The following is a 13,664-nucleotide window of genomic DNA, read 5'->3' on the forward strand; positions in this document are numbered from 1 at the left end:
ATTCGGGCGTTTGCGCGCTGACACAGATCACGACATGCTTGGGTGTATGAGCACCGAGAACAACGACGCCCCCCGCGAGGATCAGGAACCGATCAACTCTCCTGACATGATCATCGAAACACCGATGGATCACGAGCGTGCGAAGCCCAAAACCCACTTTGAAATGATGCTTCAGGCTGCAATGAACAAGCCTGAACTGGCCGGATCACTGATGGGCGCATTCATGAGCGCGGAGGTCTTCTTCCTTTCCCGTGAAGAGGTCACCGGTGAGAACAAGAATGCGCAGCCTCTGCTGCTGACAAATCCTGCCGGTGCTCCCATGGTGGCGGTGTTCACCTCACTTGAACGCATCCCTACCAGCTACATTGACCAGGCTGGCTACGGCGTCAAGGTGCAGGGCGCCTCGATCGTGCGAGCGCTGGAGGGCACCGGCTTTGTGGTCAACCCGGGCGACGAGCTCAGCTTTGAGATCCCCGCCGACGGGGTGGCGATCCTCAAGGAACAGCTGCTGAACCAGAAGCCAGGGTCTGAAGACTAAAACCAGAAGTCAGTGATTTTGCGTATTGCCAGACGCTGGTCTACTGTTTCATTCGTGGCTAGATGAAAATCCGGCCAACTGCGGGCGTAGCTCAATGGTAGAGCGCTAGCTTCCCAAGCTCGATACGCGGGTTCGATTCCCGTCGCCCGCTCGCACGAATTGCCGGAGCACCGATTGGTGCCCCGGCATTTTTCATTCCCGAGGCTAGGAGCAGTATGGGCGGTGTACTGGAAGGCTTCTCCATCATCTGGGTGGTCATCGCCGTGGGCTATTTCGTCGGACGCACCGGCGTGCTGGGCGACCAGGCCCGCTATGTGCTCAACCGCGTCACCTTCTTCGTCGCCAGCCCGGCCCTGCTGTTCACCACGCTGGCAGAATCCGATCCCGTCTCGGTGCTCGGCCCGCTGCTCTGGGTGGCTGGAATTTCGGCTTTCCTCACCGCCGGCATCTACCACCTGTCCACCGCCCGGTGGCTGCAGCGCGAACCTGCCGAGCGCATCATGGCCGCCATGGCCGCCTCGACGGTGAACTCGGCGAACCTCGGGCTGCCCATCGCCCTCTACGTGCTGGGCGACATGGCCTATGCGGCGCCGATCATCCTGTTCCAGCTGGCGCTCTACCAGCCGGTGAACCTTGCGCTGCTCGATGCCACCACCGCCAAGCACCGCACCACCTTCTTTGCCCTGGTGCTCACGACGCTGAAGAACCCGATGATCATCGGCTCACTGCTTGGCTTGGTGGTGGCGCTGACAGGGTTTGAGGTGCCCAAGCTCGCCATGGAGCCGATCAACCTGATCGCCGGTGCCTCGATCCCCGCGATGCTCCTTGCCTTCGGCATCTCCCTGGTGGGTTCCAAGCCGCTGGATTCGGCGTCCGGCCGCCGGGCTGACGTGCTGCTGGGCACCGCGGCGAAGCTCGTCCTCCAGCCGTTGATCGCCTGGCTGTTCGGCTATTTCGTCTTCGGCCTGTCCGGGCAGCTGCTGGCCGCCTGCGTCATCATGGCAGGTCTTCCCACGGCCCAGAACATCTTTGTCACGGCCTCCCGCTATGAACAGGGCGTCGTCATCGCCAAGGACACGGTGCTGCTGACAACCGTCTGCGCCATCCCGCTGATGATGGGCATCGCCTTCCTGCTCGGCATCTAGTCGGTGTCCAACGACACAACTGTTTCCTCCCGTGACATCTTCGGTAATCAGCTTCTCAGCTGGGTCTAAGATCGTGACAAAGTTATTGGAATACTTGGGCGCGGCAGTGAGTTGCACCCTGTAGATCCACCACTGATCACCGAATGAGGTCACCGTGAAGCGCACCATTTCCCTGTTGGCAACCACCGCCGTCCTTGCACTGACGCTCAGCGCCTGCGGCGGCTCGGGCAGCGACGCAGAATCAAAGTCCTCCGAATCCACCTCTTCACTGCAGAAGGTCAAGGACTCCGGTGTACTGACGGTCGGCACCGAAGGCACCTACCGTCCCTTCTCCTACCACGAGGGCGCAGACCTGACCGGCTACGACGTCGACGTCATCAAGGCAGTGGGCGAAAAGATGGGCGTCGAGGTCAAGTTCCAGGAAACCCAGTGGGACGCCATCTTCGCGGGCCTTGAGGCAGGGCGCTTCGACGTCATCGCCAACGAGGTGGGCATCAACCCCGACCGCGAGGAGAAGTACCTGTTCTCCGAGCCCTACTCGGTCTCCACCGGCGTGGTAGTCACCAAGAGCGACAACACCGACATCACCTCCTTCGACTCACTGAAGGGCAAGACCACCGCACAGTCGCTGACCAGCAACTACTACGAGGAAGCCAAAAAGGTCGGCGCAAACGTCGAACCTGTCGAAGGCTGGGCTCAGGCGATCACCCTGTTGAAGCAGGGACGCGTAGATGCGACCATCAACGACAAGCTGACCTTCCTGGATTCGCAGAAGACCAACCCGGATGACAGCATCAAGATTGCCGCCGAGGCAGATGAAAAGTCCGAATCCGGCGTGGCGCTGCGCAAGGACTCCACCGATTTGCAGAAGGCCATCAACGATGCGCTTGAGCAGCTGCGCGCTGACGGCGAGCTGGCAAAGATCTCCGAGAAGTACTTCGGCGAAGATATTTCCAAGTAGCGCATTGATTGCAAGTGCGTAAACTGGCACCACACGTACAACGCGTGGTGCCAGTTTCATTGTGTGCACAAAGGTAATTATGGATTCGAATTGGCAGTTATTTATTGATTCGCTCTGGCCGCTGGCCAAGGGCGCCATCACCGCGAGCATCCCGCTGGCAGTGGTGAGCTTCGCGATCGGTTTGGTGATCGCCCTGCTCATCGCCTTAATGCGTATGAGCAGCAACAAGCTGATCTCCGGCATTGCGCGCGTCTACATCTCGATCATCCGCGGCACTCCCCTGCTGGTGCAGCTGTTCGTGATCTTTTACGGCATGCCCTCGGTGGGCATCACCATCAATCCGTGGCCCAGCGCGATCATCGCCTTCAGCCTGAACATCGGCGGCTACGCGGCGGAGATCATCCGCGCCGCGATCCTCTCCGTACCGGCGGGCCAATGGGAGGCGGGCTATACGGTGGGCATGTCCAGGGCACGCACACTGTTCCGCATCATCCTGCCGCAGGCGGCCCGCGTTTCGGTGCCGCCGCTGTCCAACTCCTTCATTTCGCTGGTGAAGGACACCTCGCTGGCTTCGCTGATCCTCGTCACCGAAATGTTCCGCAAGGCGCAGGAAATCACCGCGAGCACCTACGAATTCATGCTGATCTACCTCGAAGCCGCCGCGTTGTACTGGGTTATCTGCCTGGCTTTGTCGGCACTGCAGAACGCCCTTGAAGGAAGGCTTGAAAAATATGTCGCCAAGTAACCTGCTTCAGGTTTCGGCCCTGCACAAATCCTTCGGTGAAAACGAGGTGCTCAAGGGCATCGACTTCACCGTCCACGCCGGCGAGGTCGTGGCGCTGATCGGCCCGTCCGGATCCGGAAAGACCACCGCGCTGCGCTGCCTGAATGGACTGGAAATTCCGCAGGCGGGAACGGTGGCCTTTGACGGCGGTCCGGTGGTGGCCTTCTCCGAGGCCACCACGCCGAAGCAGGCGCAGGTGCTGCGCCGGCGGTCGGCCATGGTGTTCCAAGGGCATCACCTCTTCCCGCACCTGACCGTGCTGCAGAATGTGATGATCGGACCGCTAGAGGTGCAGAAGCGCAAGCGCGGCGAGGTTATGGAGCAGGCGAAGAAGCTGCTGGAGCGCGTGGGACTGGCCGCCAAGGCCGATGCCTACCCGAATTCGCTCTCCGGCGGCCAGCAGCAGCGCGTGGGCATCGTCCGCGCGCTAATGCTCAAGCCTGACCTGTTGCTCTTCGACGAGCCCACCAGCGCGCTGGACCCCGAGCTGGTCGGCGAGGTGCTGGTAGTCATCAAGGAGCTGGCCCAGGAAGGCTGGTCGATGGTGCTGGTGACCCATGAGCTGGCCTTCGCCCGCGACGTGGCGGATACCGTGGTGTTCATGGACGGCGGCGTGGTGGTGGAAACCGGGCCGGCGGCCCAGGTGCTCACCACCCCGAGTAGCCCGCGCACTCAGGCGTTCGTGCAGCGCCTGCTGCATCCCTTCTAGACCCCTATCGCAAGCCAGGGTGCCGCGCTTAGGCTATTGCCATGGAATCAGCACTGCTCACCAGCCTCATTGCTGGGTACACCTTTTCCACGCCCTGCCTTGAGCTTGGTGCAGGCATCGTTGACGGGCGGGTTTGCCCCGAGGCGCAGATCCGCGTGCCGCTGGCGATGCTCAACCGCCACGGGCTCGTGGCAGGCGCCACCGGCACCGGCAAGACGGTCACCCTGCAGGTCATGGCCGAGCAGCTGGCCGCCGCCGGGGTTCCGGTGTTCCTGGCCGATATCAAGGGCGACCTCTCCGGCCTGGCCCAGCCGGCGCAGCCCAGCGAAAAGCTCGACGAGCGGCTGAAGGCCATCGGGCATCAATTCACCGCTCGCAGCAACACCGTCGAATTCCTGACCCTCGGTGAGGGTAAGGACGGCATCCCGGTGCGCGCCACCGTCGACTCCTTCGGGCCGCTCCTGCTCTCGCGGGTGCTTGAGCTCAACGACACCCAGGAACAGGTGCTGCAGCTGGTCTTCCACTATGCAGATTCACGGAAGCTGCCCCTGGATGACCTGTCGGACCTGAAGGCCGTCATCGATTTCCTGCTCAGCGACGACGGCAAGGAGGACCTGAAGTCCCTGGGCGGAGTCTCCACCGCCAGCGCCTCGGTGATCCTGCGCGGTGTCACGATCCTGCAGGCCCAGGGCATGGACCCGTTCTTCGGGGTGCCCGAGTTCGACACCGCCGACCTGCTGCGCGTCAACGGGGCCGGGGTCATATCAATCCTTGAGCTGCCCAGCTTGAACCGCCAGCCGCTGCTGTTCTCCACCTTCCTGATGTGGCTGCTGGCGGATTTGTTCGACGAGCTTCCCGAGGCCGGCGACCTGGACAAGCCAAAGCTGGTGTTCTTTCTGGACGAGGCACACCTGCTGTTCAAGGGTGCCTCCAAGGCATTCACCGAGGCGATCATCTCCACGGTGCGGCTGATCCGTTCCAAGGGCGTGGGGTTGTTTTTCATCTCCCAATCCCCCGCCGACCTGCCGGACGAGGTACTGGCCCAGCTGGGCACCCGGATCCAGCATGCGGTGCGCGTGTTCATCCCGAAGGACGCCGCGGCGCTGAAGGAGGTCATTGGCACCTTCCCCGCCGGGGAGCTGGACCTGAATCAGGCCCTGACCGGTGCCGGGGTCGGCGAGGCGGTAATTACCGTGCTCGGCGAGAAGGGCGTGCCCACCGCAGCGGCCTGGACCAAGCTGACCTCTCCTGGATCGCGGATCGGACCGGCCGACCCTCAGGTGTGCGCCGGGATCATCGCCGCTTCCCCACTCGCCGCACGCTACTCCCAGGCGGCAGACCGTGAATCGGCCAGGGAACTGCTCACCGCTCCCGCAGCCGCCGCAACGCCGCCCGCACCGGCAGCCCAGCCTGCGCCCGGCGGCGGCTCCTCCAGCGCTGAGATCGACGAGGAGGCGCGGCGCATCGCCGAGTCGATCCTGGGCAGGCCAACCACCGTGCCGCCCAGCGATCCCCCGCTGTCCCGTCCGGTGGAAGCACCCGCCCCTGAACCGGCGCCCGCTCCCCGACAGCGCCGCGAACAGCCCGCCTCGCAGGGCAGCGATCTGATGGATTTTGCGCTGGACGCGGCAAATATGCTCGGGCGGGAAATACTGCGCGGCATGTTCGGTACCAAACGCCGCCGGCGCCGCTAAGAGACGGTTCTCACCTCCCCGGTTTCAATCTCGGCGGTGAAAACCGATAGCCTAGAGGGTGATGAACACTGATCGCCACACGCCAACCGCCGCATCGCGCCTTGCGCTGCGCTGGGCCATTGCCGCCGTCCTGCTCCTTGCACTGCTCATCGGCGGCGCCCTGGCGGCCAATCGTGTGCTGTTCTCCCCCGAGCATATGGTCACCGACCTGCAGAAGCATCTTGCCGCCGGCGAGGGCGCGCAGGCGCTGGGATTGATGAACGCCACCGTGCCCAAGGGAGATGCGGTAGCCCTGGATTCCGAGGCGCTGGCCCACACCCAGGACGGCATCAGCGATTTCACCGCCGATGACTCGCAGGTGGACCCGAATGATGAGAACCTGCGCATCGTGACCGCTCATTACAAGGCCGACGGCGTAGATCAGGAGTCCAAGTACACGCTGCGCCACACCGGCAAAACCTGGCTGTTCTTTGACACCTGGGCCTTCGTGCCCTCCACCCTGCCGACGGTGCGCGTCAAGGCCAACACCGTCAACGAGGTCACCGTTAACGAGCAGCAGATTCCGCTCAAGGCAGGCGTGAGCACTCTGCCGGTGTTCTACCCCTCGGTGATCGATGCAAGCTTCAGCACCAAGAACTTCGCGGCCGACACCCGCGGCGTAGTGGTCACCGGCCCTTCGGAAGACCCGGTGCGCATCGCACTGAAGACGCAGCCGACCAAGGCCTTCATCAAGTCGATCAACACCAAGGTCAAGAAGTACCTGGATGACTGCACCAAGCAGCAGGTGCTGATGCCTTCGGGCTGCCCCTTCGCCTATAACACCACCGCGCGCGTTGATTCATCGACCATCAACTGGTCGATCGACAAATACCCGAGAATCGACGTCAGCTACTACAACGGTGACTGGGTGCTCTCCCCCTTGGATGTCACCGCCAGCGTGAACCTGGTGGAGCAGGACCTGCGCACCGGGGCGAAGGACAAGAAGAAGGTCACCGACAAGTTCTCCTTCACCGCGCAGTTGACCACCAGCACCACCGATGTCTCGGTGGTTCCCGTCACCGGCGGCGAGCAGGTGGCCCGCTAGCGCAGGTGCAGCATTTCGCGCATCTGCTCCCGCAGAGGCACCGCGTCGTGCCTGAACTTCTGCCAGGCGATCAACGCAGCGATACTGGCGCCCAATGACAGCAGCGCCCCCACCGACACCGCCCAGCGCACGCCGATCTCCTCGGCCAGCCAGCCGATGAACGGCGAACCGATCGGGGTGCCGCCCATGACCACCATCAGGTACAGCGCCAGCACGCGCGCCCTGAACTGCGGCGGCACGGAGGTCTGCACCATGGTGTTGCAGCTGTTCAAGAAGGTCAGCGAGCACAGTCCCACGGGGATGAGCATGAAGCCGAAGGCAATGTAATTGGGCATCCATGCGCTGGCCAAAGCGCAGATGCCAAAGGCGATGCCGCCGCCGATCACATAGCGCCAGCGCGGGCGTGAACGCCTGGCCGCAAGCAGCGCCCCGCCGAAGGTGCCCACCGCCATGATGCTGCCTAGGATGCCAAATTCCCCGGGTCCCACGCCGAAGGCCTCGGTGGCCATGATCGCGTTGGTCATCTGGAAGTTCAGTCCGAAGGTGCCGATCACAAAGGCGAGGAAGAAGATCAGCAGCAGATCCCGCCGGTTCTTCACATAGCGCAGTCCCTCGCGCACCTGCCCGCGTTCGCGTTCCACCGGTTTGGCAGGCTGCAGCTGGTCCTTGTGCATGAAGAGCAGCGATGAGATCACCGCGATGAACGAGGCCCCGTTGATCAGGAATGCGGGGCCTGTGCCGAAGGCGGCGATCACCGCGCCCGCTACGCCCGGGCCAGCAAGCCGTGCAAGGTTGAAGTTGGCGCTGTTCAACGCCACCGCATTGGTCAGGTGCGTTCCCGGAACCACCTCCGAGACGAAGGCCTGGCGCGCCGGGGCATCGAAGGCGGCGCCGATGCCCAGCAGGGCGGCGAGCACATAGACGTGCCAGAGTTCAGCGGTGTCGGTGACCACCAACAAGCCCAGCACGATGGCGCACAGCCCCATGAAGCCCTGGGTGAATATCAGCAGTTTGCGCTTGTTGAAGCGGTCGGCAATCAGCCCAGCATAGGGGCCCAGCAGCAAGATCGGGAGGAATTGCAGGCCGGTGGTGATACCGGTGGCGGTGCCGTCGTTGTCCGTAAGTACGGTAAGCACCAGCCAGTCCTGGGCCACGCGCTGCATCCAGGTTCCGATATTGGAGACCAGCGCCCCCACCAGCCAGAGTCGGTAGTTGGGAATTTCCAGTGCCCGGAACATTTTCGATGCCATCAGTAAAATGCCGGATCCCTCCGGCGCCTCCTGCAGACCAGTCTAACCAACATGAATTAGATTTTGCTGAGGTTTCCTCATATTTCAGGACACAATGTTGTTTTTGGGCAGAGGAAAGGCGCGCCGGAAATCCGACGCGCCTTGAGTGTTAATGAGCTTTGACGCTAGTTGAACTTTCCGGCATCTAACGAACAAAAGCCACGACCGCAACGACGAGGCCCTGCGGTCCCGTCTATCGTTTCTACGGCATTTAGGAATCAACTTGCGAGCTGTCAGAAGGCAGACAGTTTGCTTTTGTCTCGCCGCCTTGACGTTTAGAATTTCCAGCCTTCACCAACCTCCAGACGAAGAAAGTGAGCCCGGCCAGCAGAATAACTGGGAAGACATAAAAAGCTATCAGTTCGTATGCGCTGGGCACTAACGGATTCATATTTTTATTTTATCTATTGGAGCATCAGGCAACAATCCACAAGTATGACCATCTGAATCTATGTCGCAGACCATGATCTGAAATTTCAAAGAGCTCCCTAGGTCGGGCACCGTGTTTCGATCTCCCGCACCGGGGTACGCCAAAGGCGCGCCGGAAACCGACGCGCCCTTGGTGTTGCGGCAGTTAGTTCACGCCGCGCAGATCAAGCTGCAGTTCGTCCTCACCCTCGGCGTCGAGCACCACCGGGATGCCCCAGTCCTGCTGGTACAGGTGGCAGGCCGCGTGGTCGGGGATCTCGCCGCCAGGCTCGCCGTCGCAGGCGGCGGCGCGGGCGGTAATGTGCAGCACGCCGTCGGCGATCTCCGGGTTCAGCTTCAGGGTGCGGGTCAAACCGGTCGAGGTGCCGTCACCCTCGAGGATCAGTTCGGCCGGGCTGGCGGAGATCTTCAGCTGGGTTGGATCGCCCCAGCGGTCATCGAGCTTCTGCCCCTTCGGAGCGGCGAAACGCACCACGATCTCGTGGCTGCCCGCCTTGACCTTGGTCTTCGGGCGCTGGGTCTGGCTGGCGCCCTCGTCCACGACCAGTGCCTCGGCGGGAATTGGGATGCGGATGAGCTGATGGGTGTTGGTCTCCACGACCAGCAGCACCGGATCGCCCTCAACGGTGGAGTCGATGAGCACGTCGGCGGGCTCCTTCAGCCCCTTGGCCAAGGTGGAGACGGTGTTGCTCGAAGGGTCGAAGCGGCGCACCGCCCCGTTGTAGGAGTCGGCGATCGCGATGGAGCCATCGGGCAGGACGGCAACGCCCAGCGGGTGCTGCAGGCGCGCCTGGGCTGCGTCTCCGTCGCGGAACCCGAAATCGAACAGGCCCTCGCCCACGGCGGTGTGCACCGCCACCGCGGTACCCTCGGCGATCTCGATGCGGCGCAGGGCGCTGGTTTCCGAATCGGCAACCCACACGTCCTGCCCGTCCAGGGCCAGGCCCGAGGACTGGGCGAACCACGCGTCTTCCGGCTTGCCATCGGCCAGCCCTTCCAACCCGGAGCCCGCGAAGATCTCCACCTCGGAAGTCACCGGGTTGAAGGCGAAGATCTGGTGGGTGCCTGCCATCGCGATGATGACCTTGCCCGAAGGGTGGTAGAGCACATCCCATGGGGAGGACAGTGAAATGTTCAGCGCGTCGGACCCGAGCGCTGTGAGGGCGTCGGCGCTGCGGGCCGTGTCGGCATCCAGCAGGCGCTGCACGCCGTTGCCGGCGATGGTGCCGACGTGGCCGGTGCTCAGGTTCACCGAGCGCAGGCGGTGGTTCACGGTGTCGGCGACGATCACGTCGTAGCCCACGGCGGCGGCCAGTTCTTCGGGCAGCGCGGTCAGGCCCTGCAGCTCGTTGAACTGTGCGGTGTCGGCATCGCCGTCGGCGTAGCCCTTGACCCCTGCGCCGATGGTGCGCAGCAGGCTCAGGTCGGCGGAGACCTCCACCAGGCGGTGGTGGCCCGAATCGCCGATCAGGAAGTTGCCGTTGGACAGTGCGATGGCCTTGCCAGGGAAGCGCAGGTCGCCTTCGCGCGCCTCGGGGGCGACGTAGGGTCCGTCGCCGCGGTGCAGGGTGCCCTTGGCTTCATGCTCTGCGATCAATTCTTCGATCAGCGAGCCCAGGCCCTGGGCGTGGCCCTCACCCGAAAGGTGGGCGACGATGTAGCCCTGTGGATCCAGCACCACCAGGGTCGGCCAGGCGCGGGCGCCGTAGGCCTGCCAGGTCACCAGCTCCGGGTCGTCGAGCACCGGGTGGTGGATTTCGTAGCGTTCCACCGCGGCGGCCAGCGCCTCCGGGTCAGCCTCGTGTTCGAACTTCGGCGAATGCACTCCCACGGTGACCAGCACGTCGGAGTACTGCGCTTCGAGCGGGCGCAGTTCGTCCAGCACGTGCAGGCAGTTGATGCAGCAGAAGGTCCAGAAGTCCAGGATGACGATCTTGCCGCGCAGCGCTTCCAGGTCCAGCTGTTCACCGCCGGTATTCAGCCAGTTGCGGCCCAGCAGTTCGCTGGCGCGCACCTTGTAGTTGGCTCGCAGGGAATCGGAAGTGGCGCTCATGGGCATCCTTTCGCAGTTGCCGAGGGTGTGGCTTAGGTTCAATTATCCGCCACGGCCCGGCCGTGAGCGCAACGGTGTTAAGCAAGGTTGAGCCCAGCGGGCCGAGATCCTGCTCACCTAGGGTGCAACCAGCGGCACGGCGCGCCTATTCCGCGCTACTTCACCTGGGTCAGCGCGGCGTCCAGGATGCTGGTGGCAACCTCGTTGAACTTGGCGTCGTTGATCGGCTCGGCGGAGACGAAGGAGACCATCGCCGCATGGTCGTCCGTGGAGGCGATGAGCACCAGCGAATCCTGCGGGTATTGGCCGTTGCGCGTGTAGTACAGCGCAGACTCCACGCCGTCCACCTTGGGATCGGAGAACTTCAGGTCCTCGGAGTAGTCAAGGCCGTTGATCTTCACGCTCTTGCAACCATCCAGGATCGCGGCGACGTTCTTGTTGTGGGCACCCACCGCATCCCGGTCCGCATCGTCCTCTAGCTTCGCCACCTCGATGGAGCCGGTGATGTTCTGCGCTTCATTAGTGAAGTCGGTGCGGGCGCTGTCGGTGCCAAGCTGCACTGGCGACCAGTTCAGATCCTGAACCGGGGCGGCGCAGGTATCGGGCAGCACCACGATGTCCTTGAGCGTGTCCTCGGGCTTCTTGGCCAGCGACTTCAAATCATCGCCGGTGATCTTGGCCGAGTTGGGGAAGCCGAGCTTGGCCGCCATCACCGCCCCGGCGGTGGTGGCCACCTCCTCGGTGCTCATCGGCTCGGTCTCGGCCGGTGCGCTGGGTTCTGCGCTGGCGGCCTTCTGGTGGGTGGAATCCTGAGGCATCTCATTTGAGGCAGCTGAGCAGGAGGCCAGCGCCAGCACCGAGACCAGGGCGAGGGCAGCAATTTTCTTAGGCACGTGGGTCGTCCATTTTCTTGTAGCGGGCGAACATTTCGTTGTAGGCGGCCAGCTCCGCATCCCCGTCGCGGTCGGCCTGGCGGTCGTAGCGCTTGGTGTCCTTCTTGTCCTGGCGCAGCCAGGAGACCGCCACGGCGATGGCCAGCACCAGGGTCGGCACCTCGCCGATGGCCCACATGATGCCGGCGCCCAGCTCCTGGTCCTCGATGGCAGACCCGCCCCAGGTGCGGCCCATGTTGCCGAAGTAGTCCGGGGCCAGCAGCACGGTGGTGCTCATCAGCGCCACGCCGAAGAAGGCGTGGAATGCCACGGTGGCCAGCAGCACCACCAGGCGGATCGGGTATGGGTAGCGCTTGGGGATCGGGTCGGCGTCGATCAGCGAGAGCGCAAACAGGTAGCCGGTGAGCAGGAAGTGTAGGTTCATCAGCTCATGGCCCGCGTGGTAGATCATCGCCGGTTCGAGGATCGGGGTGAAGTAGAAGATCACGATCGAGCCGGCGAAGTTCACCGCGGCGAAGATCGGGTGCGTGATGATCTTCGAGTAGCGCGAATGCACCAGGTAGAGGATCCATTCGCGCGGGCCGCGGGTGCCGTCGGTGCGCGATGGCAGCACCTGCAGCGCCAGGGTGATCGGGGTGCCGAGCACCAGGAAGATCGGCACGATCATGGTCAGCGACATGTGGTCGACCATGTGCGTGGAGAACTGCACCTTGCCGTAGACCGCCACCGCGCCGCTGGTCACGTAGAACAGCGCCACCAGGCCGGTGATCCAGCTGGCAAGGCGCAGCACGCTGGGCTTGTCCCCGCGGCGGCGCAGCTTGATGAAGGCCCAGAGGTAGAACCCGAGGCCGATCAGGCACACCGCCACCCAGATCCAGTCCATCCGCCACACGGTGAACCAGCTGGAGGAGGTAGGAGCCGGCGGCAGGTCGTAGCCGGTGAGCAGGCGGGCGGGGGTCGTGGTGGCGGGGGCCTCGTCTGAGGTCGGCGGGGCGGTGCGGGCCAGCACGGTGGCCAGCGACATCACCGCCGCCATCAGCATCACTTCGCCCAGCACGATCCGCCAGGCGGCCTTCAGCGCGGAGAATTCGCCGTTCAGCAGCTTCGGGATGACCCAGCGGCGGTGGGCAAGGCCCAGCAGCCCAAGGGCCAGGGTCAGCACCAGCTTGGCGACCAGCAGCGCGCCGTAGGGGGTGAGCAGCTGCCCCCATTCGGTCACACGGATCACCGCCGAGGCGATGCCGGAGCCGATCATCATGAACACCGCGACGGTGGCCAGCGCGGAGAAGCGCTTGAGCACCACGCCTGCCAGCACGCGTCCACGCTCGCGCCCGGGCGCTTCGACGCCGAGGGTCGGGGCCAGCAGCGCCAGCACCATGATGCCGCCGAGCCAGATCACCACCGAGAGCAGGTGCAGGGCGATGGAGTTCACCGCGGCGAAGTGGTCGTCGCCGCCCGAGGCATGGCCGATAAATGCCAGCGGGACGATACCGAAGAAGGAGAACAGCGCCGTCATGCCCACGGCGGTCTTGGAGCGCACCGCCAGCGCCAGCGAGGCGGTGATCGCAGCGATCACCACCATCCAGGCCCAGGCGCGTCCGGTGGTGATCCCGATGATGTAGTCCAGGATCGCCACCGAATACTCGGGCTTCAGGTTGATCGGCGTGCCTGCAAGATCCCAGAAGGTCAGCAGCAGCACGGTGGCGGCGGCAAGGGTCCACACCACGCCGGCCCCGGCGGCGATGTTCATCGCCCGGGTGAAGGACGGGTGGTCAGGGACCTCCTGCTCCCTCGAACCGGCCTCGTGGCGCAGGACCTTGGAGGCGCGCGGCAGGATGAAGGCCGCGAAGAGCAGCGCACCGATGGTCATCGACATCGCCGTGTGGTGGATGGCCCGCGAGATCGGCAGCGCCCAGCGCACGAACGCCCCGGGATCTGCCAACAGGGTCGGCGCGGTGATTCCGGTGAACATGACCGCCGCCAGGAATACCAGCACCATGGTGAGGATTCCGGGCAGGATGAAACGGGTGACTGGGGGCGCTAGCTCGCGCGATGCTCTTTGACTGGCCATAGCCCTTCCATCTT

Annotated in this window: 11 protein-coding genes and 1 tRNA gene; 8 read left to right on the forward strand and 4 right to left on the reverse strand. The window is 63.8% G+C overall.

All coding sequences use genetic code 11. From position 1 onward, the window contains the following. Positions 1-46: 46 nt before the first annotated feature. The 8 genes from RUH64_RS02195 (at position 47) to RUH64_RS02230 (ending at position 6,915) form a co-directional block, all read left to right on the forward strand. Positions 47-538, forward strand: coding sequence for an SseB family protein (locus RUH64_RS02195; RefSeq protein ID WP_313810960.1), 492 nt, complete (start codon positions 47-49; stop codon positions 536-538). A gap of 80 nt (positions 539-618) precedes the next feature. Continuing rightward, positions 619-689: transfer RNA gene (locus RUH64_RS02200), tRNA-Gly, on the forward strand. Positions 690-753: 64 nt separating this feature from the next. Beyond that, complete coding sequence (locus RUH64_RS02205) at positions 754-1,683, forward strand: AEC family transporter (RefSeq protein ID WP_313810961.1); 930 nt, start codon at positions 754-756, stop codon at positions 1,681-1,683. Between the two features lie 154 nt (positions 1,684-1,837). Continuing rightward, on the forward strand, positions 1,838-2,644 hold the full coding sequence (locus RUH64_RS02210; protein WP_313810963.1) for an amino acid ABC transporter substrate-binding protein: 807 nt from the start codon (positions 1,838-1,840) through the stop codon (positions 2,642-2,644). Positions 2,645-2,723: 79 nt separating this feature from the next. After that, a complete protein-coding gene (locus RUH64_RS02215) occupies positions 2,724-3,389 on the forward strand; it encodes an ABC transporter permease subunit (protein WP_313810964.1) in 666 nt (221 codons plus the stop codon). After that, on the forward strand, positions 3,376-4,137 hold the full coding sequence (locus RUH64_RS02220) for an amino acid ABC transporter ATP-binding protein (protein ID WP_313810966.1): 762 nt from the start codon (positions 3,376-3,378) through the stop codon (positions 4,135-4,137). The genes RUH64_RS02215 and RUH64_RS02220 overlap by 14 nt, the downstream gene beginning before the upstream one ends. Positions 4,138-4,178: 41 nt before the next feature. After that, the gene (locus RUH64_RS02225) at positions 4,179-5,831 is read left to right on the forward strand and encodes a helicase HerA-like domain-containing protein (protein WP_313810967.1); all 1,653 of its coding nucleotides are present in this window, start codon (positions 4,179-4,181) and stop codon (positions 5,829-5,831) included. A gap of 61 nt (positions 5,832-5,892) precedes the next feature. Further along, a complete protein-coding gene (locus RUH64_RS02230) occupies positions 5,893-6,915 on the forward strand; it encodes a hypothetical protein (RefSeq protein ID WP_313810968.1) in 1,023 nt (340 codons plus the stop codon). Here RUH64_RS02230 and RUH64_RS02235 read toward each other — a convergent pair. The 4 genes from RUH64_RS02235 to RUH64_RS02250 all read right to left on the reverse strand — a co-directional run bounded on the left by RUH64_RS02235 (position 6,912) and on the right by RUH64_RS02250 (position 13,650). Beyond that, positions 6,912-8,165 (reverse strand): MFS transporter, encoded by a 1,254-nt coding sequence (locus tag RUH64_RS02235; RefSeq protein ID WP_313810969.1) that lies wholly within the window; start codon positions 8,163-8,165, stop codon positions 6,912-6,914. The two genes, RUH64_RS02230 and RUH64_RS02235, sit on opposite strands and share 4 nt — an antisense overlap. A 613-nt stretch (positions 8,166-8,778) precedes the next feature. Next, entirely contained in the window at positions 8,779-10,686 is a 1,908-nt protein-coding gene (locus tag RUH64_RS02240) for an NHL domain-containing thioredoxin family protein (RefSeq protein ID WP_313810971.1), read from the reverse strand. Positions 10,687-10,841: 155 nt separating this feature from the next. Continuing rightward, positions 10,842-11,579 carry a hypothetical protein gene (locus RUH64_RS02245; protein ID WP_313810973.1) on the reverse strand — a complete coding sequence of 246 codons (738 nt, stop codon included), beginning with the start codon at positions 11,577-11,579 and terminating at the stop codon, positions 10,842-10,844. Then, positions 11,572-13,650, reverse strand: coding sequence for a cytochrome c oxidase assembly protein (locus tag RUH64_RS02250; protein ID WP_313810974.1), 2,079 nt, complete (start codon positions 13,648-13,650; stop codon positions 11,572-11,574). The genes RUH64_RS02245 and RUH64_RS02250 overlap by 8 nt, the downstream gene beginning before the upstream one ends. Between the last annotated feature and the right edge of the window lie 14 nt (positions 13,651-13,664).

This window comes from Glutamicibacter sp. (assembly GCF_032154645.1).
In the GTDB taxonomy this organism is placed as follows: domain Bacteria; phylum Actinomycetota; class Actinomycetes; order Actinomycetales; family Micrococcaceae; genus Glutamicibacter.

Bases quoted from the DNA above. Each gene is read 5' to 3' on its own strand.
- RUH64_RS02225 (WP_313810967.1), top strand. From the start codon at position 4,179: ATGGAATCAGCACTGCTCACCAGCCTCATTGCTGGGTACACCTTTTCC.
- RUH64_RS02240 (WP_313810971.1), bottom strand. From the start codon at position 10,686: ATGAGCGCCACTTCCGATTCCCTGCGAGCCAACTACAAGGTGCGCGCC.
- RUH64_RS02230 (WP_313810968.1), top strand. From the start codon at position 5,893: ATGAACACTGATCGCCACACGCCAACCGCCGCATCGCGCCTTGCGCTG.
- RUH64_RS02250 (WP_313810974.1), bottom strand. From the start codon at position 13,650: ATGGCCAGTCAAAGAGCATCGCGCGAGCTAGCGCCCCCAGTCACCCGT.
- RUH64_RS02220 (WP_313810966.1), top strand. From the start codon at position 3,376: ATGTCGCCAAGTAACCTGCTTCAGGTTTCGGCCCTGCACAAATCCTTC.
- RUH64_RS02215 (WP_313810964.1), top strand. From the start codon at position 2,724: ATGGATTCGAATTGGCAGTTATTTATTGATTCGCTCTGGCCGCTGGCC.
- RUH64_RS02205 (WP_313810961.1), top strand. From the start codon at position 754: ATGGGCGGTGTACTGGAAGGCTTCTCCATCATCTGGGTGGTCATCGCC.
- RUH64_RS02235 (WP_313810969.1), bottom strand. From the start codon at position 8,165: ATGGCATCGAAAATGTTCCGGGCACTGGAAATTCCCAACTACCGACTC.
- RUH64_RS02195 (WP_313810960.1), top strand. From the start codon at position 47: ATGAGCACCGAGAACAACGACGCCCCCCGCGAGGATCAGGAACCGATC.